The organism is Brevibacillus sp. HB1.3 (assembly GCF_013186635.1).
Classification (GTDB): Bacteria; Bacillota; Bacilli; order Brevibacillales; family Brevibacillaceae; genus Brevibacillus; species Brevibacillus brevis_D.
Map to the genome: position 1 here is coordinate 151873 of NZ_JABMIT010000013.1, position 26807 is coordinate 178679.

A 26807-nucleotide genomic window follows, 5' to 3' on the forward strand; every position below is an offset into this window, starting at 1 on the left:
CCACACTCAAGCAAACCCAAGCAGGCACGCTTGATTTTTACTCGTGTAGAAAATCCGCAGGCTTACGTAATACCTGGCGTCCATTTTCAGGACCCCCTGTACTCTGTCTTCCTGATTTTCGATTGTCAGCGATTTATGTCGTACCAACTGCCTCCCAGCGATCCACACCATCTCCTTCGCGTCTGTATCGCATAAGCTGCTCGTCGGTATTTCCATAAAAAAATAGGCCGATCCATTCTTCTTCTCCAGAACAAAGGTCCCAAAGAAAAAGCCTGTATCGGCCTATCACACGCCCGCAAGGAATCCCCTTGTTGCGCATAAAATGCCTAGACTTTATCCATCCATGACCTTCCCTGCTTTGGCCGACGAGGTTAGCTGACGGGTAGGATGGCAGAGAAGACTTTTCCTCATCCCTCCTGATCACTCAGGATTAACCCCAAAAGATTGGTTCCCCCGCTTCCGAGAATCTCGGAACTAGGCCGTATTGTGTTGCCTCTTATTTAATGGTGATTGTGATTTGAATTATACGCTCGCTTCCAGTTATTGTGAACGTTCGTTTAGCATGGTTTTAACCGGATTCTGTTTTTCTTTATGAGTCGGATTGGATTAGCTGTTCGTTGCTCATAAAATCAAGATATTGGTGCCTTTTACTCGCTGTTGTGGTGGGGAGGAAACAGGAGAAAACGCTCAGATTCTTGGAACCCCTGCGCGGGAGCATGGGGTGCCCGGCTCCGTGAAAAAAAGCGAAACCGCGTCCAAAGTAGTCCATCAAGATGTGTCTCAGAGGTGGACGCTAAAGGCAGTTTCGCTTTTTTTCACTACGCCTCGGTAGGTGTGTCCAAAGATCTTCGCTCATTTCTCCTGTTTCCTCTACGAGCTGTTGTGGGTCTACATGCTTTTTAAAAGACAGCTTGAATGCTGCTTTCAAGATGTAATAAAAAGCTGCTTGGGAAGAAGAACATTTCCAGTCCTAGCGCCTCTGGAGCCCTCCTTAGCTCCGAAATGAATGGCGGGGGTTTTCAGCTTCAACCTCTGAGATTACATCCTCGAAACTCTACTTCTGAAGCGCTCCCGACATTCATTTCGGAGCGGACAGTCTACCCCCTCGCGGGGCGTAGGCCGAAGCGTAGACTGGAAATGGGCTTCTTCCCCTCCACTACAGCCACTTTTACCTCAACACCAAAAAGCTCCCGCCTCAATGAATCAGGCAGGAGCTATGCTTTTCACAAACACGATGATTAAACGACGTCGTAGCCTTGGTCTTCAATAGCTTCTTTCACTGCATCGAGAGTCAAATTGCTCTCGTTATAGGAAACCTCAACCTTTTTTTCAGCCAGGTTGACTTTACCTTCTGCACCCAGATCTTTCAATGTGTTCTCGATGCGCGCTACGCATTTGTTGCAAGACATGCCTTCTACGTTCAATGTGATATTAGTCATGATCAATCTCTCCTTGCATTTTATGTTGTATAGGTAAGGCGGACAAAGCCGCTTGTTACTGTTGTTACAGCTTTACTCGTTGTAGTCTCAGTGCGTTGAGTACGACGGATACGGAGCTGAAGGCCATTGCGGCACCGGCAAGCCATGGAGCGAGTAAGCCTATTGCGGCAATGGGGATGCCCAAGGTGTTGTAGGCCAATGCCCAGAACAGGTTTTGCTTGATGTTGCGGATGGTGAGCTTACTCATTTCGATAGCGTCTGCGACACTAGTCAGTTCTCCGCGCATCAGGGTAATATCGGCTGCTTCCATCGCCACATCTGTACCTGTACCGATTGCCATACCGACGTCAGCGGTAGCGAGTGCTGGAGCATCGTTGATACCATCGCCGACCATCGCGACTTTTTTGCCTTGTTCTTGCAGTTTTTTCACTTCTGCGGCTTTGCCTTCAGGCAGGACTTCTGCGATGACGTGATCTATTCCTGCTTCACGGGCAATGGCCTCGGCGGTTTGACGGTTGTCACCGGTCATCATGATCACAGTCAATCCCATTGCTTTCATGCGCTGAACCGCTTGCTTGGAGGTTGGTTTGATCGTATCCGCTACGGCAATCAAGCCAGCGAGCTTGCCTTCGACGACTGCGAGCATCGCCGTTTTACCGGAGCGCTCCAATGCCAGCATGGTATCAGACACTGCTTGGTACGAAATTTGATATTTTTCCAGCAAACGGCGCGTACCGACGAGTACTTCTTTGCCATGAACCGTTGCTCGGATACCGAAACCAGGAATGGCTTCAAACGAATCTGTATCAGCCGAGGTGATTCCTTTATCTGCAATTCCGCGAACGATGGCTTGAGCCAATGGGTGCTCGGAGTTTTTCTCAGCGGCACCGACCAAAGAGAGCAGCTCTTGCTCTTCGATATCAATGGCGATGATGTCTGTCAGTTCTGGCTCGCCTTTGGTTACAGTCCCTGTTTTATCGAGGACGATCGTATCCAAGTGGTGAGCCGTCTCCAGATGCTCCCCGCCTTTGAACAGGATGCCCAGCTCAGCTGCGCGTCCAGAGCCAGCCATGATTGAGGTCGGTGTTGCCAAACCGAGGGCGCATGGGCAAGCGATTACGAGTACAGCAATTGCTTTTTCCAAAGCCTCACCGAAGTTGCCAGGTATAACGAAAAAGTACCAGATCAAGAAGGTAAGAATAGCAATCCCTACTACGATTGGGACAAAAATCCCGGAGATGCTGTCAGCTACACGCTGAATCGGTGCTTTTGTTCCTTGTGCTTCTTCTACTACTTTAATGATTTGCGCCAGAGCCGTTTCTTTTCCGACTTTGGTTGCCTGGACCTTCAAAAAGCCGTTTTTGTTCAAGGTGGCGCCGATGACGGTATCGCCTGCGGCTTTATCCACCGGAATACTTTCACCAGTCAGCATGGACTCATCAACTGCGGACTGTCCTTCCATGACGATGCCATCGACAGGTACTTTGTCGCCCGGCTTCACGTGAACGATGTCGCCCAGTCTCACTTCTTCTACAGGAATGGTCATTTCTACACCATCCCGTACGACTACTGCTGTTTTTGCTTGTAAGCCCATCAGCTTGCGGATCGCCTCCGAAGAACGTCCCTTTGCTTTCATCTCAAACAGTTTACCCAAAACGATCAACGTGATCAGTACCGCACTGGTCTCAAAGTACAGCTCCAGCATGTGGCCACCATGAGCACCGATGGAGTTGATCGCGACCCATAAACTGTAGAAATAAGCTGCCGAGGTACCGAGAGCAACAAGCACATCCATGTTAGCACTCTTGTTGCGAAGGGCTTTGAAAGCTCCGACGTAAAACTGTGCTCCGATGATGAATTGTACCGGTGTTGCCAATGCGAGCTGTACCCACGGATTCATCAAGCTTTCAGGCAGCCAGATAAACGAGGTGAAGGAAAAGTGGCTCACCATCGACCAGAGCAGTGGGAGCGACAGAATCGCGGAAATCCAGAACTTGCGGGTCTGCCGTTTGATTTCTTCCTGGCGACGATCTACTTTTTCTTCTTCTTTTCCATCTTCCTTGCGAGTCGCCTGATACCCTAGCTTCTCTACCTTTTGAATAAGATCCGTTACACTTACCTGTGAGGAATCGTACTCGACTGTGGCTGTTTCCATCGCCAGGTTCACGTTTGCCTTTAGAACCCCAGCTGTTTTGTTCAAGCCTTTTTCGATCCGTGTGGAGCAAGCCGCACATGTCATTCCCGAGATGTTTAGCTCCACCTTGTCAGTGACGACGCCATAGCCGAGCGATTCAATTTTGGAGCGGATGTCGTCGATGTTCGTTTTCGTTGGGTCGAACACCACTGTGGATTTTTCCAAAGCCAGATTGACGTTGGCGGTCTCCACTCCCTCCATTTTTCCCAAGCCCTTTTCGATGCGCAGTGCACAAGCTGCGCAAGTCATCCCTGAGATTGCGACTGTTGCCTCTGCTGTTTTGGCACTCATTATAATCCCTCCAAATACCCTTTAGGGGTATATTTTATCGTATCGTTTCCCTAACGTTGTTTCCTGATCACACCTTTACTATACAATACCCCCTAAGGGTATATCAAGTGCCTTTTTCAATTTTTTTCTAAACTTCAAATGCTGAAAACACAGGGAAAAATGATGGGTGGTCCTCTATCCTTGGTGCCGAACGAAGCCCTGCCACATGTTTTCCAGTCGCCTTTTTCCTCACTTCGTTCGGGCGGTCTCCTTCCAAACATATGGCAGTACTTCTTAACAGCAATGTCATCCCCGAGCTTCACACCGTTAATGAAGTATGTGACTAACAGCTAATCACTTACGTATTCATTCAGAGTAAAATCATTCAGACACAAATGGCTTTAAGGAGATTGAAATGATGGAAACGAAATCACGGAAAATCATCTTAGTTGGGACCATATGCTATACGATTTTCATTTTATTTTTTATGTTCTTTGCGTTTAACAGGCTCGACGGTGCAACTAGTGTAGATGGATACACCTTTATCCTTGCTCCAGAAGGAGTACCACTTACATTTCCAGAACTAACTTATTCATGGATTGTTGATTTCGGAAACGTTGCTGCTTTTATCCCTTTTGGAATATTATTTCCCTTGTTGTATCGTGTCAGATTTGGGAAGTTCATATCCTTGTTTGTCTTAGCGATTTTCGTTCTAGAAACTGTTCAGGCCCTGACATACCTTGGCAGCTTTGATGTAAATGATGTGATATCCAATACAATAGGTGCAGCGATTGGTTATGTTGCCTATCGAGTTGGATTTTCTTCAAACCTTTCTTATAAAAAGCTCATGGCTTCGGCTCTAACTATTGTTGTACTTGTATTTGGAGTCATGGTTGTCTCTGAAATCCTCCAAAAAAGAGAAGGCCCCGTTCAATCATTAACGATTATGAAAGAAATGACAGGAACTACACCTATGACTGAGAATCTCCCAAGCTTTTCGGTAGCAGGTGAACGAATAGAGCCGAAAATGAACGTGTATAGCAGTGAAGGGGAATCAACCAAAACATACCACTATATTCTGGGGAACCAAAAAAATGTCTGGCTTTCTTTCTATTTCGGCATTCCCGACAATGGGGGCTCAAAGGGTGAAGCCATAATCATCGTAGATGGACAAGAACTATCTCAGTTAAACGAACAATCCTATCAAGGGGCAGAGGCTTTAAGGGAGATGCCTTTTAACGAGGTAAACGAAATTACCATTATCGTTTCCGGAAACGCTAAGCTATGGGATGTTGGAATCCGTGGAATGCAACATTGGTGGGAGTGAGTAAAATAAACGAAACGAGCCCTAGAAAGCGATTCTAGCGGCTCGTTTTTCTTTCCCTATTTTGTTGTTCAATCTCTCTTATTTACCTTGGTTCGCTTCTTTCTGATAAGCTACCGCGATTTTCGCCGCTACTTCGGCATTGTGTTTCACCAGCGCGATATTTGTTGCCAAGCTCTTGCCTTCTGTCAGCTTTTTCACTTTATCGAGCATGAATGGCGTTACCTGTTTACCAGCAATGTTGTTTTCTTTTGCTTCTGCGAGTGCTTTTTGGATCACAGCCTCGATTTCTTCGTGGTTGAGTGCATCAGATTCTGGTACTGGATTCGCGATAATCATACCGCCTTTGAGTCCCAGATCCCATTTAGTGTTCATCATCTTACCGACTTCTTCTGGTGTATCGATACGCATGTCTACGCCAAATCCACTTTTGCGAGCAAAGAAGGAAGGGAATTCATCCGTGCGGTAGCCCACAACTGGAACACCTTGCGTTTCCAAATATTCGAGTGTGCGACCGATATCGAGGATCGATTTCGCACCTGCGCATACTACAGCTACATCTGTTTGCGCCAGCTCAGTCAGGTCAGCAGATACGTCCCAAGTGATTTCGCCTTCACGGTGTACCCCACCGATACCGCCAGTTGCAAACATGTGGATACCAGCCATCTCAGCTGCGATCATGGTAGCGGCTACTGTAGTCGCACCGATTTTACCGCTAGCTAAAATGTAAGCGAAGTCGCGACGGCTTACTTTTGCTACATTTTTGTTCGTCGCAAACTCTTCCAGCTCGCTGTCAGTCAAACCGATTTTGATTTTGCCGTCCATGATCCCGATCGTAGCTGGTACAGCACCGTTGTCGCGAATGATTTGCTCTACTTCTTTTGCCATTTCGATGTTTTGCGGATACGGCATACCGTGCGAAATAATCGTCGTCTCCAGCGCAACTACCGGCAGGTTGTTCTCCAGTGCGTGGCGTACTTCCTCAGTAAAGGTCAAATATTGTTTCATCTCTTATCGCTCCTTTTCGAATTGTTCTACGGCCAGTTCCAATTGTTCTGCTTTTAATAGAGGAGATACGGACTGCTCTGTTTGCAATGTCAGAGCGGATGCTGCCAATCCAAGGCGACACGCCCTCTGGAAAGACTCTCCGTTTACAATGCCATACAAGAGTCCTGACGCGAACGCATCTCCCGCACCTGTAACATCTACTACTTCTGTTGGATATGGAAGCATATGCTCCTCAACGTCCTCGGATTGATAGTAAATGCCTTCTTCGCCCAAGGTCACGATGACGTGCTTGACGCCTCGTTCCCTGATCTTGCGGCAAGCCTCGGCGCATTCTTCGATCGTCGTGATCTTCATGCCAGCCATCAGCTCGGCTTCCTCGCGATTCGGCAAAATCGCTTCTACTCCGTCCAATTGCTGTGGGAGCTTCTTTGCTTTGATGGAAGAGACCGGGTCAACGAAGAGCAGGATGTTTTCCTCCCGGCAACGTTCGATGATGTAGGCCAAGCAGTCCGCCGGAATGTTTGTATCGATGAAAACCACGTGGGCTGCTGCAATGTGCGACCATTTTTCTGCGAACATCTCTGGTGTAAGAGCATCGTAAATATCCATGTTCGCCAAGGAAACAACCATCTCGCCATCAATATCGAGAAGCGCCGTATACGTTCCTGTACGCTGTGTAGGCAGTCTCCACACTTGGCTAATGTGCACCCCGTGCTTTTTCGTCTCCTGCAAGAGCCACTCGCCTTCTTTGTCCTCGCCAACGCTGGTAATGAGGGACGTATTGCAGCCAAGACGACCGAGGTTCTCCGCGATATTCCGCGCCACCCCTCCACACGATTCCATAATCGTTACGGGATTGGATGAGTGTAGACGAACCTGTTGCTTGCCGCGTGCTTTGCGGTCCAGGTTGGCCCCACCGATACAAGCAATCATTCCTTCATCACGAAGTACATAAGCCCGTCCTTTGATTTCCCCGCGTTTGGTCAACTGTGCGATGTAGCCAGCTACCGCCGAACGTGAGATGCCAATCAGATCAGCCAGCTCCTGTTGCGTGATAAAAGGATTTTGCCGGATATGATGAAGGATCTGCATGTCTTTTTCCACGGTCATCCTCCTTTCTTCTGTTACGCTTTCACAGCTTGTTTACAAACAAAAGTTTATCACGGAGACAACTGTTTATACAAGCGTGTTTTTCATTTTATTTTTTCTAAATTTGACAAATAGGAATGCAATCATGTAGGATTATCTTAAATTAGAGATATCGAAATTTCGATGTAGATGTAAAGGAGGGTCCATATGTCTGACAAACCACTGCGAAATGATCCCCTCGATCTTTTTGTCGTTTTATCAAGGTCATACAACTGGGTTACCGCTCACTCCAATCGTCACATTCGCGAGCATGGACTAAATCCAACTGAATTCGGTGTACTAGAGGTATTATTTCATAAAGGTCCTCAACCATTGCAGCAAATTGGCGAAAAAATTTTGATCTCCAGCGGAAACATCACATACGTTGTGGACAAACTCGAAAAGAAGCAATTGCTCATTCGCAAGCCCTGTTCAGCAGACCGCCGCGTCATTTTTGCGGAACTCACTGAAAAAGGGCATCAATTTTTGTCTGAAATCTTCCCGCCTCATCAACTCGCAATTGAGAAAGCAATGGAAGGTCTCACACCAGAAGAACAGCGTCAAGCAATCGAACTGCTAAAAAAATTGGGACGCACTGCTCAAGCTACTTATTAGTAGAGCAGTCCCCGTCCCCGATCTCCAACACTATCTTTCAAAAAAGTGTTGACAAAAGATCCGATACGTAATAATCTTAAAATCAAGATTTACACATTAAAAGTTAGTGACTTACTAAACGGAAGGGGAATGAAATTTCCATGAGTAAAGTACTTTTTATTAAAGCAAACGATCGCCCAGTTGAGCAGGCTACAAGTGTAAAGCTGTACGAAGCTTTCACGAAAGCATACAAAGAATCACATCCAAATGACGAAATCGTTGAGCTGGATCTGTTTGCAGAAAACCTCCCTTATTACGGTAACGACATGCTGACTGCTATGTGGAAAGCAGGAAACGGCATCGAGCTGTCTGCTGATGAGCAAAAACGTGCTGACTTGGTTAACAAATACCTGAACCAGTTTACAACAGCTGACAAAGTCGTATTTGCTTTCCCAATGTGGAACTTCACTGTTCCTGCTGTTCTGCACTCGTACATGGATTACCTCTCCCAAGCAGGTAAAACATTCAAGTACACAGCTGAAGGTCCAGTTGGGCTGATGGGCGACAAAAAAGTAGCTCTGTTGAGCGCACGCGGTGGCGTTTATTCCGAAGGGCCTATGGCTCAGATGGAAATGGCAAACAAATACGTTCGCACGCTCCTCGGCTTCTGGGGCGTTAGCAATGTAACCGAAGTAATCGTAGAAGGTCACAACCAATTCCAAGACAAAGCAGCTGAGCTCGTTGCAGCTGGTGTAGAAAAAGCAGTAAAACTGGCGGAATCCTTCTAAGGCCCGCCAGCCTTTTTGGACAAATATCTCAAAATAAAGATATACTAATTAAAAACAATTAAGGAGAGATGAAAAGTGTTGGATACTGGATTGTTGTTGATTCGTTTGGTCATTGGTTTGACGTTTGCAGGTCATGGTACGCAGAAGTTGTTTGGTTGGTTTGGCGGTTATGGTTTGAAAGGAACAGGCGGCTGGCTGGAGTCCATCGGAGTGAAACCTGGCGTAGCGATGGCCTTTGTCGCTGGATTGTCTGAGCTCGTTGGTGGTCTGATGTTTGCCGCAGGCGTAGGTATCTGGCCAAGTGCTATTTTGCTTGCTTTCACAATGCTGGTTGCCATCTTGAAGGTACACGGTCAAAATGGATATTGGGTCACACAAAACGGATTCGAATACAACCTGACATTAATGGCAGTTGTTATTGGTGTAGCGTTGATCGGTCCAGGTGCATACATCTTGTTTTAATGGTAACTCCTTACAACCCGTAAGCCAGCAATCGTACTAAGGGAGGAACATCAGATGGAAATCCGCGTCTATACAAAGAACGAGCAAGCAAAAGGACATTTTGGCGACGGTGAAATCGTAGAGAACAAACCAATTGGCTTCCCTCATGAAGGCTCCGTTGTCAAACGGGTAGGACCACTTTTTTACTGGGCATGGGCAAAATCACTGAAGACATTTGAAATTCCGCTGCACCCTCACTCCGGCTTTGAAATTTTGTCGTATGTCCTCACAGGGACAGTCGGACATCGAGACACGCTCGGAAATCTTCAAGAGGTGTCGACAGGCGGCGCACAGATCATGCAAACCGGTTCCGGCGCGTACCATGCTGAAGAGCTTGGCAAGGATACGGAAATGTTTCAAATCTGGTTTGAACCGCATTTGGCACAAACGACGAAGCAACCACCAACTTACCATCAGTATGATCATGAGGAGTTTCCGTCTGAGGATGTTGATGGAGTGCAAGTGAAGCACATCATCGGATCGCCTGCGCCCATTCAGTTGGTTACGGATTCCTTGATGAGTGATATCACAATTCCCGCTGGAAAATCGTATGCACAAGAACTCCCGGCTGGTTATGCTCACGCAGTCGTCATAGTGGAAGGAAACGGAAGCGTTGCAGAGAAAGCAACTCTCAGCGAGAATCACACCCCAGCAACCAAAGGTGACTTTGTCGTTCTCTCCTCCGAGGAAAGCAGCACAGCCATCTACACAGCATCAACGGATGCTCCGCTCCGCCTGGTGTTGATTCAGGTACCAACTGAGGTTGATTATCCACTCTATCGTAAATAATCTACTCTTCCAAACGCCCTTATTCTATCATCAAGCACGGCCGTCACATTTTTGTGACGGTCTTTTTCGTATAAACTCCGCCTCCTCATGGGACATTAACGAGGAAATCGTTAACAATTTTTGGTGCCGATCAGAAAGGAAGTTGAACGTGGAAGATATCGTGATGACCAGAGCCATTTTCGGGACGACTATGGCCTTTCACATTATTTTTGCGACCATGGGCGTTGGTCTCCCGCTCATGATCTTGCTGGTGGAGCTCCTCTTTTGGCGGACGCGTGACCGCGATTACGAGATTATGGCCAAACGCTGGACAAAAGCGCAGGCGATCTTGCTAGGTGTCGCGATCCCCTCTGGAACGATTGCTGGGGTCCAGCTTTCCCTGCTATGGCCTGGGTTCATGGCGATTGTCGGCAAGGTGATCTCGCTGCCTTTTCAGATCGAAATATTCGCTTTCTTCGTGGAAGCCTTATTTATGTCCATCTACGTCTACGCGGCTCACCGCCTATCCCGCAACATGCGCTTGCTGAGCTTGTTTATGGTTTTGCTTGGTGCGACGGCCTCCGCGATCCTGATTACGAATGTCCACGCCTTTGAAGGCACGCCAACTGGCTTTCGGATGGTCGATGGGCAGATCGTCGACGTGGACCCCTGGAAAGCTTTTTTTAATCCCAGCTTTTTCGTGACGGCAGGTCATGTAACTGTCTCTGCTTATATGACGGGGGCATTCATCGTCGCTGGTGTAGCAGCATGGAAAATGCTTCGCGCCGAAAAAGGGAGTCGGGTTTATTTGTATCACCAAAAAGCACTCTTGGCCGGTTTAATCGTGGGAGGCACCTTTTCCCTTTTAACTGCCTTGAACGGTCACGAATCGGCGCAGCTTTTGCATGAATACCAGCCGGAAAAGCTGGCCGCTGCGGAAGGACTGTTTGAAACACAAGCATATGCCCCACTCGCGATTGGCGGCTTTACCGATCCCGAGACGAAAAAAGTCAAATACGCCATCGAGATTCCATGGGCGCTCAGCTTCCTTGCCGCCAACCGCTTTGACGAGGTCGTGGTCGGTCTGGACGACTTTCCAAAGGAGCTGTGGCCTCCACTCTACATCCATACGCTATTTAACGGGATGGTTATCATCGGCAGCTTGTTGATCTTCGTTGGTTTCATTGGCTTCGCTTGGAAGAAGCTCCTAAAGCGCTCTCAGTATCCCCGTTGGGTTCTCTGGGTCTTTGTCGTAAGTGGCCCGCTCGCCTTGCTAGGCATCGAATTCGGCTGGATTTTTGCCTGCACTGGACGCCAGCCATGGGTGGTGTATCGTGTGATGAAAACAGTAGACGCCGCTACCCAAGCAGCAGGCATCTCTACTCTATTTTGGATTTTCCTCTCGGTGTATGTATTTTTCGCGATCGTCACCCTACTCGTATTCCGTAGCTATTTTGGCCGCCATCCCTTGGAGCTCGATCCGCCAGAACAGCCCAAAGTGGACGGAGGAACAGCATGACCGACACGATTATTGCCATTACGCTGCTCTGGATTTTCGTCGTCATCTATTCCGTCGCGGCCTCCTTTGACTTCGGTGCTGGTTTTTGGTCGATGATCTATTTGAATCGGGAAAAAACCAAAGCCACTCAAATCGCCAATCGCTACCTCTCGCCCTCCTGGGAGGTCGTGAATGTCTTTATCGTGTTAATTGTAGTCGCACTCGTTACCTTTTTCCCTGGCGCGACCTACACATTGGCAAGCCTGCTGCTTGTTCCCGGATGTCTCGTGGTGTTATTGATGTTGATTCGCAGTACGTTCATGGTGTTTTCTCATCTAATTCACAGATATGATAAGATGCTCAGCATCGTCTCTGGCGTTACCGGGATATTGGTGCCAGCTCTGTTAATCAGCGTACTTCCTGTGACACAGGGCGGGTTGTCTCGAACGGTCAATGGTGTGGAGTCTCTCGATTGGGGACTCTTTTTGACCAGCCCGCACGTCTATTCTTTTATTGGTCTTGCCGTCAGCAGCACACTCTACCTCTCGTCGCTGCTTCTCGCGGACTACTCCTTCGTCGCAGGTGAAAAGCAAGCTTTCTCTGTCTATCGCCGGGATGCGGTGTTTCTGGGGCCGATTACGTTGCTTGCGGCATTGGTTACCGTGATAACGATGCAATTGGAGGCAAAATGGCTATATGAGCGCATTCTCGACTATTTGCCTTGGCTTATTGCATCGGCGGTCTGCTTTTTCATTAGCTATATCGCTCTCTTGGTACCCCAGGATCGTCGATACTTGGGCATCCACCTTCCGCGGATTGCGGTCATTGTCGCCACGACGCAGTACCTGCTCGCCAGCTATGCGTATGGTGCAGCACGCCTCCCCTACATCGTCTATCCCACTGTGACGATTGAGTCCAGCTTTACACACCCGGATACGTTCCACGCTCTGTTCATTTGTTATTTAGTCGGCTTTGCGATTCTCGTACCCGGTTTTATTTATTTCTGGCGTCTGTTTATGAGGGACGAGCAATACGTCCGCCAAAAATAGCAACTTCCCGATATGCAAAAGGAAAAAGGCTTCGCCCTGATACGGCGGAGCCTCTTTTTTTTCGGTCAAAAGCACAAAAGCACGATCAGAAGATTTTCTCTTCCTCCAGCATCATTTTTTGCTCAAACGGCGCCGTTAGCACGATCAATGTATAGGAGAAGCCGAAATCGCCAGTGCGTTCCGAGAAGGCAACCAATTCCTCCGTCGACCTTGTTACCACCTTCAGCATGTAGTTATACTCCCCACTGATCCGGTACATGTCCGTCACTTCCGGCGATTGCTTGCAGAAATCGATGAACGCCGCACATTGCTTGGTGCGGAACATGACAAAAGCAGTCGTGTGCTTACCCAGCTTTTCCTGAGAGATCGACGCGTGGTAGCCCGTAATGATTCCCTGCTCCTCCAAACGACGGACCCGCTCCTTCACGGCAGGCTGCGTCATCCCGATGATTCTCCCCAGCTCCGCGAACGGTATCCGCGAATTTTCGTGCAACAAGCTCATGATTTTGTAATCAATTTGGTCCACGCAGATCACCCTTTCAAATCCATAAGTGTTTTTTACAAAATAACTTGTATATAGAAATCCATCCATCGAAAACACCTTGGTTCATGTATGTAAATTATAGAAATCGTTTTGTAAAATGTCACTACATCAATTTTGTTAGCCCGAGGAGTGAACCACCTTGCCGAAAAAATTTTTAATCCTATTACTGGCCTTGGGAGAATTCATGATTGGCACTGCTGAGTCAATCGTGACCGGAATCATCGGTATGATCGCAGATGACACCCATGTCTCCCTCTCCCTTGCTGGTCAGTTAGTGACCGCCTTTTCCCTGGCCTTTGCCTTTGGGGCCCCGGTCTTGATCGCGCTCACCGCGGGAGTAGAGCGCAAAAAACTCATCCTTTGGACGCTATTTTCTTTCATAGTGGCAAACGTGCTCGCATCCATAAGCCCAAGCTTCTCCCTACTGATGGTATCCCGTATTCTACTGGGGCTTTGCGGAGGCATCTACACCGTGGTAGCTCTCGCGCAAGCTGCTAACATGGCCTCCCCAGAGAAAAAAGCCAGCTCCATCGCGATCATCCTCATGGGCTTCAGCCTCTCGCTCGTGCTTGGGGTTCCACTTGGTACCATGCTGGGAGACATCTGGGGATGGCGTCCTGTTTTCGCGCTCATTGCCGTCCTGACACTCGTTCCCTTCTTCGCCATCTTGGCCTATTTGCCGAAGCAGCAGGGGGAAGAAGCCGTCCCGCTACGCAAGCAGTTGGCCGCACTCGGCAACAAACGGGTGATTCATGCGCTGTTTATCTCTTTGTTCTTTGTCACAGGGTATTCTACCGTCTATACCTACATTACTCCGCTTCTACAGAGCACTTCCGCCATGACAACTGCTTGGGTAAGCACCACGCTTTTCTTGGCAGGCCTCGCTAGTGTGGCCGGCTCACGGATCGGAGGCGTCTCCACCGACAGATGGGGGATTCGCCCCACGCTGTATGTCAGCTTGCTTCTCCATGCGGCTATCCTGCTGATCCTGCCGCTGTCTTCGCAACTGTTCACGTGGGCAATCATCACGGTTATGTTCTGGGTCGCTGCCGTGCAAACAACCGTTCCAGCCCAGCAGTATTATTTGATCACGCTGTCCCCTCACTCTTCGCAGGTGGCCCTCAGCATGAACACCTCCGTTTTTCAGCTTGGGCTGGCGCTAGGTGCAGGACTTGGTGGAGTGATCGTAGACCATGTAGGGATTGTTCACATTAGCTGGGTCGGCGGTCTGCTCGTCCTCGTCGGCTTTGGCTTTGCATGGGCTTCGTTTGCTCAGGAAAAAAGGCAGGAAAGCTTGCAAGCGTAAAACGTAAACTTTGCACTGGAGACGAGAAAAACCCGCCAAGGCTTAACGCCCGAACGGGTTTGCTTTTTTCATCATTCCATCGACTAAACCAACGCTGGCTTTTTCTCCAACATGGTGCCTTCCTGCGCGTAACGTACGTGCCAGGAGAATGCCTTTTCCAGTACATGCGGAGTGTGTCCGCCACGTGTGAGTGCTTCCTCGTAGTAGGCCATCAATTGATCGCGGTACATCGGATGCGCACAGTTCTCGATCATTTTGATGGCTCTCTGACGCGGAGCCAAGCCTCTCAGGTCAGCCAGGCCTTGCTCAGTGACGATAATATCTACATCGTGCTCGGTATGATCCACATGGGAGGCAAACGGAACGATGCTCGAGATGTTTCCGCCTTTGGCAATCGACTTGGTTACGAAAATGCCCAGACGTGCGTTGCGAGCAAAATCACCAGAACCGCCGATACCGTTCATCATTCTCGTACCCGATACATTGGTCGAGTTAACGTTGCCGTAGATGTCCACTTCAATCGCGGTATTGATCGCAATCAGACCGAGGCGGCGAATCAGCTCCGGATGGTTCGTGATTTCTTGTGGACGCAACAGCAGCTTGTCACGGTATTGGGCGAAATTCTCGGTGACATGCTTCATCTTTTCAGCCGTCAGCGTGATCGAGCAGCCAGAGGCAAACGAAATTTTACCTGCATCCAGCAAATCAAACACCGCATCCTGCAACACCTCCGAGAAGACCGTCAGATCCGTGAATTCCGAATCCAAAAATCCGTTGAAGACCGCATTCGCTACCGATCCAATCCCCGATTGCAATGGCGCAAGATTGTTCGGCAAGCGTCCCTCTTTTACCTCCTGACGCAAAAACTCGATCAGATGCGCCGCGATCTGCGCCGTTTCTTCGTCCGGCTCCACAATCGTTGACGGAGAATCCAACTGATTCGTCAGGACAATCCCTTTTATTTTATCCGGATCGACAGGAATCCCTGCTGTGCCGATTCGCTGATCCACGGACGTGAGCGGAATCGGTTCACGCTCTCCTTGTTTTGCGGGTGTATAAATATCATGGATGCCTTCCAACTCCACCGATTGAGCCATATTCAGCTCAATGATGACATGCTTGGCATTTTCCACGAAAATATTGGAGTTCCCCACGGACGTAGCCGGAATGATCATGCCTTCTTCTGTAATTGCAACCGCTTCCACAATCGCGTAGTCGATCGCGTCTATCGCTCCCTGACGAATCGCTTCCGCTGTATGAGACAAATGCTGGTCAACGAACATCATGCTGCCATCGTTGATTTTTTTGCGCATAACCGGATCTGCTTGAAAAGGCAATCGCTTGTTGATGATCCCCGCTTCCGCCATCACGGCATCCACATCGGAGCCAAGTGAAGCTCCTGTATATACGTTTACGCCAAAAGGCTTGTTCTCTTTTTTCGCCAGCTCAGCCAATGCGAGCGGCACGACCTTGGCATCACCAGCACGCGTGAAACCACTTAACCCGATCGTCATGCCATCCTCAATCCATCCTGCTGCTACCTCAGCCGTCACGATTTTATCTGCCAGTCGTTTATCGCGTAAGCGTTCCCACATCATTGTGACCTCCCATGCCATCTTTGTTGCCTTTTACACTAGCACATGGATTCTGAGCGGGCACTCGATTTTCAGCAAAACAGAATATTTACGCGGCTATCAAGAAAAAACAACAGCGAACCATTCTCATTTGTCAGATATTTCAGAAGCCGAGCAATTGCCGAAACGAGCTGGCGTACGACTGGCTCACAGGAACTCTCGTCTTTTGCTTATCCTTCATTTCCAATAAAAACGTCGAATGAAAATGCGGGTGAATAAAGCTGATCGATTCCATATTGACGAAATAGGAACGATGACAACGCACAAATCTCTCTTGCGGGAGCAAGTACTCCAGTTCAGCCATGTTGTATTTATTCGCATATGATCCACTAGCCGTGTGCAGAAGTGTTTTTCCTTCATGAGAGCTGATATAGACGATCTCTGTTAACGGAATAGGAAGCCAGCCATCCTCCCCTTTTCCGACCAAAAACGATAGACGCGCCTCCGAATTGGTCAACGGAACGTTTTGAGGGGGGTAGATGGCGGTAATACAGCCCACGACCTGACCATTTCGCACTAATGGAAGCGAGAGTCCGTAGTACGGCACACCAAAAATACGACTCTCCACCTGATGCCCCACTTTTCCCATTTCTAAGAGCGCTTGATGTGTAGCCGAGCCAATGGGAACGAGATCCCCTGGCGTAATTTTCAAATCAATATTTGAACTCGGTTGATAGTACAAGTATTGTGAGCCGTCCGAGATCGCAATCGATACCCCGTCTGGCACGACTTCTCCAATCATTTGCAGCACCTCTGGAACCAATCTGTCCTCCATGCTGATTCCTCCTGCTCCTTGCTTTTTCTATCTTCTCTCTTCTATTAAAACACATTTCCCTACCACCAAATCAATCCTTGTCTTTCCTCTCTATACAAGCGAATCCATCCGATTACAGCCAGGCATTGTGCTATCATGAGATTACAAAACATTCACGATTGTTTGAGCAAAGGCGGTGCAGCATGGACCACACCATTGTCTTGATTGCAAAAGGAACGGACACTCTCGAATTTTTGTTAAAAGAGCTGCGGGCTTATTTCGAGCCGTATTGCAAAGTCGTCGGTTATGCCAGCCACGAGCACATTCCCGATTTGAGCGGAGTCGATCATGTCTTTATCACGACCAAATCCCCGGAGCTGTACACAGTTGCCCGTCAAGCTGTTGCTGACTCCGTGCCCATCACGGTTTTAAACCGTTTTTTCGAGCTACACAAAATGAAAGCCCTGATGCAGATCCCTCCGGGGACGACCGTCCCTGTCATGAACAATTCGCCAGTTTCCGCACAGGAGGTCATCCAAAATCTATTAGAGGCGAATGTCGATCATTTGAATTATGTTCCCTTTCACCCTGGCTGTACATTTGATGATCTCGAATTTCAATATGCCATCATCATGAGCGTTCCTGACGTACCTCTTCCTCCTCATGTGGAGGTAATCGATCTCGGTTTTCGCAAAATCAGCATTCATGACCTGATTGATACCGGTCGCAAGGTAGGCGTGCCCAGTGAATGGGAGCGCGAGTACTTGTCTGCCTTCATCGTAGAAATGTCTGAACTCGCGAAAATGCTTGGCACCTCCTACGCCGAAGTACAGAAGCTCAACAGTCAGCTGCAATCTACCTTTCAGGCAGTCAAAGACCCCGTGATCGCTTGCAACGAACAAGGTCTGATCACGTTTATAAACGATGTCGCCGTTGAGCTGTTTTGTCCACACGCATCCTCTATTGTTGGACAACCGTACACGGTGTTGAAGGAACACAGCCTGCTGCAACCCTTTTTTGAGCAGGAAGATCAGGAGGACGCCCTCGTAACCATTGATCACAAGCAATTTATCGTCAGCAGTCAAAGCATCCGCCGCAGGCATGAGCATTTAGGCTTCGTTTGTACGCTAAAAGACGTGACGGAAATCCAACGCTTGCGAACCACGCTTACGTTGCGCGGTCATACAGCCACTTACTCCTTTTCCGATATCAAAGGACAAAGCCAACCACTGCTCCAAGCCATCGAGCTCGGCAAAAAGATGGCAAAAAACAATCAAACGATTCTGCTGACAGGCGAAAACGGAACGGGAAAAGAGCTGTTCGCCCATGCCATTCATCAGCACTCGCTGCGCAAAAACGGCCCCTTTGTCGCAATCAACTGTGCCTCCTTGCCAGAAAACCTGCTGGAGAGCGAGTTGTTTGGCTACGAAGACGGTGCCTTTACAGGAGCACGAAAAGGCGGAAAGCCCGGCCTGTTTGAGCAAGCGGATGGCGGGACGATTTTTCTCGATGAGGTGGGGGACATCTCTGGGGCCATTCAGGTCAAGCTGCTTCGCGTGCTGCAAGAAAAGCAGGTCATCCGCGTGGGCGGTACGGGAATTCTTTCTGTGGATTGCCGCATCATCGCTGCTACCAATCGCGATTTGGAAGACGCTGTTTCCCAAGGAAGCTTTCGCGAGGACCTGTTCTATCGTTTGGCTGTCCTGCCGATCCAGATTCCCGCTCTGCGTGAGCGAATCAGCGATATTCCCCTTCTCATCGATGAGCATCTGGAGCAGCAAGGCATTCGCAAAACATGGTCCCCAGAAGTCATGGAGCTATTCGATCGCCATGACTGGCGGGGGAACATTCGCGAACTGAAAAATGTCGTCGACTATGCCATTACAGTAAGCGAGCATCCTGTCATCGGCATTCAGGATCTCCCCAAACGATTGACGGATAGGCTGTTTCAAAAGCAACAGACAGCTTCTATCCCTAAATTGGACGACAATCGCGATCTGGATATTTTGTATTGCTTGCATCATTATTACGTATCCAACAAACCAGTCGGGCGTTATCAATTGGCGCACTCCCCTGAACTACAATCTGTAGGCTGGACGGAGAGCGCACTGCGGCATAAGCTGAAACTGTTAGAGCAGCAAGGTTTGGTGCGTTCAGGTACAACCCGACAAGGAACCTCCATCACCCCCGCGGGTATCGAATTGTTGCGAAAACACGGGCGGATTTAGCATCCGCCCATTGAATAATAGGATGTATTAGGCTGCATAAAACCTAATAAACATTCCTAAAGCTCTTTTTCTTCCCTTCCCTTGCCGTTGAAAATCCACTGAAAACGCTTATATTCGGGAAATTTCGACACTTGGCACGACCCTTGCTTGTCATAAGCAAAAAAAAGCGAGGTGACCTCATGTCTACACATCCATTGAAACCTGCAAAGAAACGTTTTTCTGTGCCGCATACCTATGCCATCCTCTTTATCATCATCATTTTGGCAGCCCTGGCTTCCTACGTGCTTCCGGCTGGTGAGTTCGATCGCGTCAAGGATGCTGCCTCAGGCAAAACCATCGTCGTCAACGGCAGCTACCATCCTGTTGAAAGTGATCCGGTCTCGTTCTTTGACATGTTCAAAGCGATTCCAGAGGGGATGCAGAAAGGTGCGCAAATCATTTTCTACATCTTTATTGTAAGCGGTGTATTCGGAATCATCCGCCAGACCGGAGCGATTGAAGCCGGGATCAATAAAGGTGTCCGACACTTGGAGGGTCGGGAAAAGCTGCTCATTCCTGCTTCCATGTTCCTCTTCTCTATCGGTGGCTTCACGATGGGAATGGCAGAAGAAAGCATCATCTTCGTTCCAATCGGTATCGCGCTGGCTCGTGCAATGGGCTTCGATGCCGTAACAGGCACGGCCATGATCACCATGGGGGCAGCAGCCGGCTTCATGGGTGGGATGATCAATCCATTTACAGTTGGGGTGGCGCAGTCGCTCGCGCAATTGCCGCTCTTCTCTGGTCTTACCTTCCGTGCTGTTGTGTATGTCTTCGTGCTCGCTTTTGCCATCTGGTACGTCATGCGCTATGCGTATCGTGTCAAAGCAGACCCAACCAAGAGTGTGCTTTATGGCGTAGAGAATCACGCTAGTCAAGAACAGGCAACAGTAGACATCCCCGATCTGAATGCGCGTCACAAGCTCGTGTTCCTGGTAATGGTCTGTGGTCTCGCCTTCAACGTATACGGTGTATTCAAGTACGAATGGTTCCTGACAGAGCTTACCGCTTCCTTCCTGATCATGGGCCTGGTTGCTGGTCTCGTCGGAGGTTTGTCGGTCAATACGCTGTTTGATTCCTTCGTCGCTGGTGCGAGAGCCGTTACGTTTGGCGCGCTGATCGTCGGTTTTGCCCGCGCGATTACGGTCGTCTTGGAAGACGGAAAAATTATCGATACGATGATCAACAGTCTGACTTCAGCGATTGGTCATTTGCCAGATGCCGTAAACGTCCTGGCTATGTTTGTGATTCAAGCCTTTCTCAATCTCTTTATTTCTTCCGGTAGTGGACAGGCAGCGACAACCATGCCGATCATGGTACCGATTGCGGACTTGCTCGGCATCCAACGTCAGATTGCGGTTCTTGCCTTCCAATACGGCGATGCGGTCACCAACTCCATTATCCCGACTTCTTCTGCGTTGATGGGTTATCTGGCTGTTGCAGGCATTCCGTATGAGAAATGGGTCAAATTCATTTGGAAGCTGCTAGTAGGTTGGGCCGTGATCGCCTCAATCGCGCTCATTGTAGCAGTGACAATCGGCGTTTCGTAACAAAAGAGCTTTTCGCTAAACTGGCTGCGTCAAGTAGATTGGCGTAGCCTTCGCTTCACCTATCGACTACTCACGAACAAACCGATGGAGGAACCATGCGCACAACGATCAAACAATTGCAGCCCGCCATTTTTTCTCTATACGAGCATTTACACCAGCATCCAGAGATAAGCTGGGAGGAAGTCCAAACCACTTCATTCATTGCTGACTTCTTGAAAAAACACCATTGCCGCGTCACTACCTTTAATGACGTGACGGGAGTGGTTGGCGAATGGGGCGATCTGACGCCAGAAAAATTGACCGTAGGCGTACGGGCAGACATGGACGCCCTTTGGCAAGAAGTCAACGGCGTCTTTACCGCGAATCATTCCTGCGGACACGATGCGCACATGACCATGGCATTAGGCGTCCTCATGGTATTGCAAGCAATGGACGTCCAGCTCCCTGGGCGCCTAAAGCTCATTTTCCAACCAGCAGAAGAAAGCGGAAATGGCGCACTTGCGATGGTGAACAAGCAGGTAGTGGACGATATTGATTTTCTGTACGGTGTCCACCTTCGTCCCATTCAGGAAATCCCGCGCGGCACCGCTGCTTCTGCCATCCTGCACGGAGCAGCAGGTACAGTATTCGGGCACATCAAGGGTGCCGATGCTCATGGCGCACGACCTCACCTCGGAGTCAACGCTATCGAGGTAGCCGCTGCGATTGTCGAGCAGTTAAAAGGCATTCATCTCGATCCGCTCGTCCCTTATTCCGTCAAAATGACGCAGCTTTCCGCCGGCAGCAAAAGCAGCAATATCATTCCGGGCTCGGCGCAGTTCCACTTGGACCTGCGGGCACAGACGAATGAAGTCATTCACGCCCTATTCGCCCGTGTCGAGCACATTTTGCAGCACGTTTCCCGTCTGTATGAAGTTGAGCTGTCTTACGAGATCACTGAACGCGTTTATGCGGCGGAAGTGAACGAAGAAGCGAGACTGATCATGGCGGATGCCATTACCCAAACCTTGGGGGCAGAAAAGCTCGAACCGCCGATTCAGACACCGGGCGCGGAAGACTTCCACTACTACACCAAGGAACGTCCACAGCTTCGTGCGACCATGCTTGGTTTAGGCTGTGGCCTGACACCAGGACTTCATCACCCGCAGATGACTTTTGAAAAAGAAGCACTGCTAGACGGCATCGAGATTTTGGCAAGAACGGTATTGAATACGTTTGAGCAACAATCCAAATGAACGGTTGAGGAGAGATGAATATGAAAATCGAACGCGTGGACCTGCAACGAATCAAAATTCCGTTGAATTCCCCTTTTGAGACGAGCATGGGAGTCGAAACCCACAAGGAATGCATTCTGGTGCGTGCGTACAGCGGTGCCCATGTCGGCTTTGGTGAAAGCGTCGCGATGGATGTCCCCGTTTACAACGAGGAAGATGTCGATACGGTCTGGTACATGCTCGAAAAATATTTGATCCCGCAGCTGTTTTCACGGGAGATCGAGCATCCTGATGACGTATCCCGCCTCTTCTCCTGGATGCGCCGCAACCACATGGCCAAAGCCGCTTTGGAAGGTGCCGTCTGGGATTTGTACGCCAAAATGAACGGTCTCTCCCTCTCCCAAGCATTGGGCGGAACTCGTACGACGATTGAAGTCGGTGTGAGTATCGGAATCGAGCCGACTATCGAAAAACTGCTGCAACGCGTAGAAGGCTTCATCCGTGACGGCTACAAAAAGATCAAAGTGAAAATCAAGCCGGGCTTTGATGTCGAGCCAATGCGTGCGATCCGCAACACATTTGGACCAGATGTTCCACTGATGGCAGACGCAAACTCTGCGTATACGCTGGCAGACATGGAGATGCTGAAGGCTTTGGATGGCTTCGGCTTGATCATGATTGAACAGCCATTGGCTCATGATGACATCATTGACCATGCGACCTTGCAAAGAGAACTGAAAACGCCGATCTGCCTCGATGAAAGTATCCATACAGTAGAAGATGCACGCAAAGCTCTCGAGCTCGGCAGTTGCCGGATTATCAACATCAAAATCGGTCGCGTAGGCGGTCTGACCGACGCCAAGAAGATTCATGACCTGTGTGAGAAACGCGGCGTACCTGTATGGTGCGGAGGAATGCTGGAGGCAGGAATTGGACGCGCGCATAATATCGCAATGGCTTCGCTTAGCAACTTCACGATTGCTGGCGATACATCCCCTTCGCATCGTTACTTTGCGGAAGATATCGTAACACCTGTCATCGATTTTGCAGCACCTGGCTTGCTAGCTGTACCGACAACCCCAGGGATCGGTTTCGACATCAATGAGTCTGCCATTCGTAATGCCCTGATCGAGCATAAAAGCTACTATGCAAATCGGGAGTCTACTACGACAGTCATTCCGACTTGGTAGACAACATTTATCAATTCGAAGCGAAAAAGAACAGAGAGTGCCCATTGGCCTCCCTGTTCTTTTTATTTGTGAGAGTGTATTAATCCGTAATCGTCAAAAGCTTGCACAAATTACGCTCGGCAAGAGCTCTCTTCTCTGGTGGAAACCGCTTTAGCAGATCCAATGCAGCATACGGAAGCTTCAATGCATGAGGATCACTGTAGAGTCTTTCCCAGTATAGCGGTGAAAAAATTTCCTCGAACGCTGGCTTCTTCACCTCATCCTCCAAGGTAAACGGAGGAACATGGCGATTCAAATAGATTTGAAGACGATGGTTCACGATACCAGGCTTCACAATATCCTCATAACCGAATCGCTCCAGATCTGTTAACGCATGAGCATGTGTAATGTTATGAACGACCTCGCTTGCCAAATGATAGCGTACCCCGTTAATATAACGCGGCGGTATAACCAACTGCAGCTCGGCAAACGCCCGCTCTGCCATCTCTGCAGTTGTATGGTAAGGCGCAACTTCGTCGTCTTTGACATCATCAATCGTCATGCTATGGTAATTCTCGATGCCCCAATAACGGTCTTTCCTGTCTTCTGTCGTCGCTTGGAGAATCCTGACCAGGCCATCCACCACAGTCGGAGTGATCATATCAGGGCGTTCGCGCAGTGCTTTTAATGCCAACACACCGAGTGCTAATCCATGTCCTGAGGTCCGAAGCTGCTTCACATTTTGCTGGAGGCCATTGATGACGTGCTGTAACAAGGAGGGGTCAGCTTTCTCGTCTTGATCTAGTGGAACAAACCATTCAGGTTTTTGCTTGCGGAAGGATTCGCATGTCCGCTCAATGCCCTCTTTTACATGTTCAGGGAGATCGTGCTCACGATCCATGAAGTACCCTGCCAATAAAGCTGCCCCATAATGACCGTCGAACCATCCTGCTACAGCTGCACGTGCCATTCCCGTAATGCCAAGCTCCAAGTAAGAATCAAGTAAACGCATGTAACTCCCTCCTTTTTCCATTTATGTACCCATAATATAACATACATTTTCGTTTGTAAAGTATTGTATTTTAGTTTTTGCGCACATGGAAAAAGGCCCCGTATATCGGAGCCCTTCATCTACTCGCTATTATTTTTTTGCTTAATCCAGCTTAAATTCTACTTCGTCTGTCTCTGGGCGATAATCAACAATCAAACCTTTTCCATTCATATACCACAACTCATCTTTTTCCATATAAAATGTGATGCCATCCACTACTGTCGAAATGCCGATTTCATTCGGCAACTCTTTGGCAATCCCCATCGAGAATGAATCCTGGACCGTACTAACGCCTCCGTACCGGACAAAAAAACGAATGCTGTCTCCTTCTTTGCATCCCCATTCTTCCCGAAACCATGCTACCGCTGCTTTAGTGATCGTCATGTTCATGAGTACAACCACTCCTCTCTGCTTATAGTTTACTTCAATTTAGAGATATTTGAAATATAAATGTATGTTAAATGGAATTGCTCCACTATTTGAAAAAAGAACCGATTCCCTACTCTGGGAACACGGTTCTTTCCATCTGTTTACGGCTTTATTGGAAGTGTAACCAAAAAACTGGTTCCGATACCTACCTCACTGCTGACCTGAATTTTTCCGTGGTGAGCATCCACGATCCATTTGGCAATGGAAAGCCCCAACCCTGTTCCTTCTGTCGCACGAGAGCGCATTTTATCCACCCGATAGAAGCGATCAAACAAATACGGAATATCCTCCTTGGAAATCCCGATCCCACTGTCTTTTACAAGAATCGAAACGCGGCCGCCTTCCTTTTTGCAAGAAACATAAATCCGGCCATTTTCGTTCGTGTACTTCAAGGCATTGTCCAGTAAGATAACCATTAGCTGATGCAGACGTTCTTGATCCCCCATCATCTCAATGGGTTGCTGGATGTCTGTTTCGAGGCGAATTTCCCGTGCGATGGCAAGTTGTGCAAAAACCTGGGTGCATTTGACCGCTACCTCGTCTAAGCGCAGCGTCTGATTCATGATTTGCAACTCGTTAGAATCACTGCGAGCCAGTGTGAGCAAATCCGAGACAAGCCTACTCAAGCGCTTGGCCTCCTGCATCCCAATCATAATTTTTTCACTTTCCTGCTCAATCGTATGATCCGGGTGTTTGAAAAGCCTTTCTAGATTGACCATGATGGCCGTGAGCGGCGTCCTCAGCTCATGAGAAGCATCGGCAATAAACTGCTGCTGTTTTTCCCACGAGACTTGGATCGGGATTAGTGCCCTTCTCGCCAAAAACCACCCAGCCACAATCGCAATGACAATACTGATAATGTCGCCGATCATGACAACGTACAGCAAGCTATCCAGCATGTTTTGCTCAGGTGCCAGATTGTAAATCAGTTGAAACTGGTAGGCAGTCTGAATTCGATTGCCTACAACGACCTTTTTCGGAACAGTAACTGTCTGCACGCGGTAGATTTGTCCATTCACTGTTTTTGTTTCGATTCCGTCTGCTTTTCCGTTATGCTGGAATTTTGCATACTCCTCTGGCTCCAGCCTATCACTAAATGCCGTCCCGATGACACGACCAAAGCTATCCCAGACGAGCAAAACATATCGGCGATCCAGATCGTTAAACTTTTTCCTCTCCTGACGGTTGTATGGAAAAGGGTCGTCTTCAATTCGATGAAGTCGAGGCAAAGCATCAACTGCCAGCCTTTGGCTGACTTTGGTCATTTCTCGGTCCACCTGCGAATAGAGACGGTACTTCATCGTGTAGTAGACTGCGCTCCCCAGCCCGTTCAACAAGAGAAGCACCACTACTACGTTCAACGTTACGAGCCGAATCCTCGTTTTTCGAAACATCATTTGTTTTCCTTTTTCAAAATGTAGCCCACATTGCGGATCGTTCGGATGAAGCCTTCGTAAGCACCCAGCTTCTTACGCAGGTAGTGGACATACAAATCGACCACTCCGTAATTCGCTTCAGAATCAATTCCCCATACGCGGTCAAAAATTTGTTGGCGCGTCAATATTTGCTCCCGATTTTGTAGGAAGTACTTGAGTAGCTCGTACTCCTTCGTGGTTAACTTCATCGGCTCATCATCAACAAACCCGTCATATTCATTTATCTTCAGCGATAGAGGGCCGTATGCCAGCTCGCCTTCTGTGTTCTGTTTCCCTTGCCGACGCAAAAGGGCTCTCACTCTCGCCGTCAGTTCTTCGGCCGCAAAAGGCTTGACCAAATAATCGTCTGCTCCGGCATCTAATCCCTCGACTCTCGACTCTACGCTATCTTTTGCCGTTAAAAATAAAACCGGCGTCATTATCCCTTTTGTACGCAACGTTCTCACCAGTGAAAGACCATCCATTCCTGGCATCATAATGTCTAGGACCAACAAGTCGTAGATGCCGCGTTCCGCCAATAACAAGCCGTCATCTCCGCGGTCTGCCTTATCCACCTGATATCCTTCATCGGCCAGGACTCCTGCAATTGTCTGAAGCAGCGCTTTTTCATCTTCCACTGCAAGAATAAGCATATTGATCCCTCTTTCATTTGAAAAAGCTGTATGTCATTCAGCATAGCATAATCGACTGGAATCACAATAATGACCACACTCGCCGATCTTGGCTGTGCACACGCTCCTTTTATTAGAGCACGTATTTTTTTGAATCAGATTTGTAGGTACTGGCGAAAATACAAAAAAAGCTGCATTCTCCATTACTTTTTACAAGTAATCGGGAATACAGCTTTTCGTCTCATTCCTTCAAAACTGAATACGCATGATTGCTAAGAGTT

24 protein-coding genes and 1 riboswitch are annotated in these 26807 nt (G+C 48.7%); of the genes, 12 read left to right on the forward strand and 12 right to left on the reverse strand.

What is annotated here, in order from left to right:
- Positions 1-6: 6 nt before the first annotated feature.
- From HPY31_RS24700 to HPY31_RS24710, 3 genes are all read right to left on the reverse strand, one after another.
- Positions 7-216 (reverse strand): hypothetical protein, encoded by a 210-nt coding sequence (locus HPY31_RS24700; RefSeq protein WP_172142846.1) that lies wholly within the window; start codon positions 214-216, stop codon positions 7-9.
- Between the two features lie 128 nt (positions 217-344).
- Positions 345-491: riboswitch (cyclic di-AMP (ydaO/yuaA leader) on the reverse strand.
- 747 nt (positions 492-1238) lie between these two features.
- Positions 1239-1439 carry a cation transporter gene (locus tag HPY31_RS24705; RefSeq protein ID WP_012684125.1) on the reverse strand — a complete coding sequence of 67 codons (201 nt, stop codon included), beginning with the start codon at positions 1437-1439 and terminating at the stop codon, positions 1239-1241.
- Positions 1440-1503: 64 nt separating this feature from the next.
- The gene (locus HPY31_RS24710) at positions 1504-3924 is read right to left on the reverse strand and encodes a heavy metal translocating P-type ATPase (RefSeq protein WP_172142847.1); all 2421 of its coding nucleotides are present in this window, start codon (positions 3922-3924) and stop codon (positions 1504-1506) included.
- Between the two features lie 394 nt (positions 3925-4318).
- On the opposite strand from HPY31_RS24710, the gene HPY31_RS24715 reads away from it, so the two are divergent.
- Positions 4319-5230 (forward strand): VanZ family protein, encoded by a 912-nt coding sequence (locus HPY31_RS24715; protein ID WP_253901933.1) that lies wholly within the window; start codon positions 4319-4321, stop codon positions 5228-5230.
- Between the two features lie 78 nt (positions 5231-5308).
- Here the strand turns inward: HPY31_RS24715 and HPY31_RS24720 are convergent, their stop codons facing one another.
- Both HPY31_RS24720 and HPY31_RS24725 read right to left on the reverse strand, forming a co-directional pair.
- Complete coding sequence (locus tag HPY31_RS24720; protein ID WP_012684122.1) at positions 5309-6235, reverse strand: pseudouridine-5'-phosphate glycosidase; 927 nt, start codon at positions 6233-6235, stop codon at positions 5309-5311.
- Positions 6236-6238: 3 nt separating this feature from the next.
- A complete protein-coding gene (locus tag HPY31_RS24725) occupies positions 6239-7339 on the reverse strand; it encodes a carbohydrate kinase (RefSeq protein WP_064203385.1) in 1101 nt (366 codons plus the stop codon).
- Between the two features lie 192 nt (positions 7340-7531).
- On the opposite strand from HPY31_RS24725, the gene HPY31_RS24730 reads away from it, so the two are divergent.
- The 6 genes from HPY31_RS24730 to HPY31_RS24755 all read left to right on the forward strand — a co-directional run bounded on the left by HPY31_RS24730 (position 7532) and on the right by HPY31_RS24755 (position 12561).
- Positions 7532-7978 carry a MarR family winged helix-turn-helix transcriptional regulator gene (locus HPY31_RS24730; protein ID WP_012684120.1) on the forward strand — a complete coding sequence of 149 codons (447 nt, stop codon included), beginning with the start codon at positions 7532-7534 and terminating at the stop codon, positions 7976-7978.
- A 140-nt stretch (positions 7979-8118) separates the two neighbouring features.
- Positions 8119-8745: an FMN-dependent NADH-azoreductase gene (locus HPY31_RS24735; protein ID WP_172142848.1), complete on the forward strand. Its 627-nt coding sequence runs from the start codon at positions 8119-8121 to the stop codon at positions 8743-8745.
- Positions 8746-8820: 75 nt separating this feature from the next.
- The gene (locus tag HPY31_RS24740; RefSeq protein WP_137031275.1) at positions 8821-9207 is read left to right on the forward strand and encodes a DoxX family protein; all 387 of its coding nucleotides are present in this window, start codon (positions 8821-8823) and stop codon (positions 9205-9207) included.
- A 54-nt stretch (positions 9208-9261) separates the two neighbouring features.
- Positions 9262-10035, forward strand: a complete 774-nt coding sequence (locus HPY31_RS24745) for a pirin family protein (protein ID WP_172142849.1) — start codon at positions 9262-9264, stop codon at positions 10033-10035.
- A gap of 163 nt (positions 10036-10198) precedes the next feature.
- Entirely contained in the window at positions 10199-11533 is a 1335-nt protein-coding gene (locus HPY31_RS24750) for a cytochrome ubiquinol oxidase subunit I (protein WP_202890543.1), read from the forward strand.
- Positions 11530-12561, forward strand: a complete 1032-nt coding sequence (locus tag HPY31_RS24755; protein ID WP_172142851.1) for a cytochrome d ubiquinol oxidase subunit II — start codon at positions 11530-11532, stop codon at positions 12559-12561. The genes HPY31_RS24750 and HPY31_RS24755 overlap by 4 nt, the downstream gene beginning before the upstream one ends.
- Before the next feature lie 85 nt (positions 12562-12646).
- Here HPY31_RS24755 and HPY31_RS24760 read toward each other — a convergent pair whose 3' ends face one another.
- Positions 12647-13087 (reverse strand): Lrp/AsnC family transcriptional regulator, encoded by a 441-nt coding sequence (locus tag HPY31_RS24760; RefSeq protein WP_012684114.1) that lies wholly within the window; start codon positions 13085-13087, stop codon positions 12647-12649.
- Positions 13088-13244: 157 nt separating this feature from the next.
- Here HPY31_RS24760 and HPY31_RS24765 point away from each other — a divergent pair, with 157 nt between their 5' ends.
- On the forward strand, positions 13245-14411 hold the full coding sequence (locus HPY31_RS24765; protein WP_172142852.1) for an MFS transporter: 1167 nt from the start codon (positions 13245-13247) through the stop codon (positions 14409-14411).
- Between the two features lie 83 nt (positions 14412-14494).
- Here HPY31_RS24765 and HPY31_RS24770 read toward each other — a convergent pair whose 3' ends face one another.
- Both HPY31_RS24770 and HPY31_RS24775 read right to left on the reverse strand, forming a co-directional pair.
- Positions 14495-16006, reverse strand: coding sequence for a succinyl-CoA:acetate CoA-transferase ScpC (locus HPY31_RS24770; protein ID WP_172142871.1), 1512 nt, complete (start codon positions 16004-16006; stop codon positions 14495-14497).
- A 142-nt stretch (positions 16007-16148) separates the two neighbouring features.
- Positions 16149-16820, reverse strand: a complete 672-nt coding sequence (locus tag HPY31_RS24775) for a LytTR family DNA-binding domain-containing protein (RefSeq protein WP_172142853.1) — start codon at positions 16818-16820, stop codon at positions 16149-16151.
- A 182-nt stretch (positions 16821-17002) separates the two neighbouring features.
- Between HPY31_RS24775 and HPY31_RS24780 the strand changes: the two genes are divergently transcribed.
- From HPY31_RS24780 to menC, 4 genes are all read left to right on the forward strand, one after another.
- Positions 17003-19027: a sigma 54-interacting transcriptional regulator gene (locus tag HPY31_RS24780; RefSeq protein WP_172142854.1), complete on the forward strand. Its 2025-nt coding sequence runs from the start codon at positions 17003-17005 to the stop codon at positions 19025-19027.
- 179 nt (positions 19028-19206) lie between these two features.
- Positions 19207-20616, forward strand: a complete 1410-nt coding sequence (locus HPY31_RS24785) for a YfcC family protein (RefSeq protein WP_172142855.1) — start codon at positions 19207-19209, stop codon at positions 20614-20616.
- Between the two features lie 95 nt (positions 20617-20711).
- Positions 20712-21851, forward strand: coding sequence for a M20 peptidase aminoacylase family protein (locus HPY31_RS24790; protein WP_172142856.1), 1140 nt, complete (start codon positions 20712-20714; stop codon positions 21849-21851).
- Between the two features lie 20 nt (positions 21852-21871).
- Positions 21872-23020, forward strand: coding sequence for an o-succinylbenzoate synthase (gene menC / locus HPY31_RS24795; protein WP_172142857.1), 1149 nt, complete (start codon positions 21872-21874; stop codon positions 23018-23020).
- A gap of 79 nt (positions 23021-23099) precedes the next feature.
- On the opposite strand, the gene HPY31_RS24800 is transcribed toward menC, so the two are convergent.
- The 4 genes from HPY31_RS24800 to HPY31_RS24815 form a co-directional block, all read right to left on the reverse strand.
- The gene (locus HPY31_RS24800) at positions 23100-24011 is read right to left on the reverse strand and encodes a hypothetical protein (RefSeq protein WP_172142858.1); all 912 of its coding nucleotides are present in this window, start codon (positions 24009-24011) and stop codon (positions 23100-23102) included.
- Between the two features lie 141 nt (positions 24012-24152).
- Complete coding sequence (locus HPY31_RS24805; RefSeq protein WP_172142859.1) at positions 24153-24440, reverse strand: HesB/YadR/YfhF family protein; 288 nt, start codon at positions 24438-24440, stop codon at positions 24153-24155.
- Positions 24441-24580: 140 nt separating this feature from the next.
- The gene (locus tag HPY31_RS24810; protein ID WP_172142860.1) at positions 24581-25876 is read right to left on the reverse strand and encodes a sensor histidine kinase; all 1296 of its coding nucleotides are present in this window, start codon (positions 25874-25876) and stop codon (positions 24581-24583) included.
- Positions 25873-26547, reverse strand: a complete 675-nt coding sequence (locus HPY31_RS24815) for a response regulator transcription factor (protein ID WP_172142861.1) — start codon at positions 26545-26547, stop codon at positions 25873-25875. The genes HPY31_RS24810 and HPY31_RS24815 overlap by 4 nt, the downstream gene beginning before the upstream one ends.
- Between the last annotated feature and the right edge of the window lie 260 nt (positions 26548-26807).

Coding starts and splice junctions, on each gene's coding strand:
- HPY31_RS24735 (WP_172142848.1), top strand. CDS start 8,119: ATGAGTAAAGTACTTTTTATTAAAGCAAACGATCGCCCAGTTGAGCAG.
- HPY31_RS24775 (WP_172142853.1), bottom strand. CDS start 16,820: ATGGAGGACAGATTGGTTCCAGAGGTGCTGCAAATGATTGGAGAAGTC.
- HPY31_RS24810 (WP_172142860.1), bottom strand. CDS start 25,876: ATGATGTTTCGAAAAACGAGGATTCGGCTCGTAACGTTGAACGTAGTA.
- HPY31_RS24755 (WP_172142851.1), top strand. CDS start 11,530: ATGACCGACACGATTATTGCCATTACGCTGCTCTGGATTTTCGTCGTC.
- HPY31_RS24745 (WP_172142849.1), top strand. CDS start 9,262: ATGGAAATCCGCGTCTATACAAAGAACGAGCAAGCAAAAGGACATTTT.
- HPY31_RS24705 (WP_012684125.1), bottom strand. CDS start 1,439: ATGACTAATATCACATTGAACGTAGAAGGCATGTCTTGCAACAAATGC.
- HPY31_RS24700 (WP_172142846.1), bottom strand. CDS start 216: ATGGAAATACCGACGAGCAGCTTATGCGATACAGACGCGAAGGAGATG.
- HPY31_RS24805 (WP_172142859.1), bottom strand. CDS start 24,440: ATGAACATGACGATCACTAAAGCAGCGGTAGCATGGTTTCGGGAAGAA.
- HPY31_RS24770 (WP_172142871.1), bottom strand. CDS start 16,006: ATGTGGGAACGCTTACGCGATAAACGACTGGCAGATAAAATCGTGACG.
- HPY31_RS24715 (WP_253901933.1), top strand. CDS start 4,319: ATGATGGAAACGAAATCACGGAAAATCATCTTAGTTGGGACCATATGC.
- HPY31_RS24710 (WP_172142847.1), bottom strand. CDS start 3,924: ATGAGTGCCAAAACAGCAGAGGCAACAGTCGCAATCTCAGGGATGACT.
- HPY31_RS24780 (WP_172142854.1), top strand. CDS start 17,003: ATGGACCACACCATTGTCTTGATTGCAAAAGGAACGGACACTCTCGAA.
- HPY31_RS24730 (WP_012684120.1), top strand. CDS start 7,532: ATGTCTGACAAACCACTGCGAAATGATCCCCTCGATCTTTTTGTCGTT.
- HPY31_RS24800 (WP_172142858.1), bottom strand. CDS start 24,011: ATGCGTTTACTTGATTCTTACTTGGAGCTTGGCATTACGGGAATGGCA.
- HPY31_RS24750 (WP_202890543.1), top strand. CDS start 10,199: ATGACCAGAGCCATTTTCGGGACGACTATGGCCTTTCACATTATTTTT.
- HPY31_RS24785 (WP_172142855.1), top strand. CDS start 19,207: ATGTCTACACATCCATTGAAACCTGCAAAGAAACGTTTTTCTGTGCCG.
- menC (WP_172142857.1), top strand. CDS start 21,872: ATGAAAATCGAACGCGTGGACCTGCAACGAATCAAAATTCCGTTGAAT.
- HPY31_RS24720 (WP_012684122.1), bottom strand. CDS start 6,235: ATGAAACAATATTTGACCTTTACTGAGGAAGTACGCCACGCACTGGAG.
- HPY31_RS24815 (WP_172142861.1), bottom strand. CDS start 26,547: ATGCTTATTCTTGCAGTGGAAGATGAAAAAGCGCTGCTTCAGACAATT.
- HPY31_RS24790 (WP_172142856.1), top strand. CDS start 20,712: ATGCGCACAACGATCAAACAATTGCAGCCCGCCATTTTTTCTCTATAC.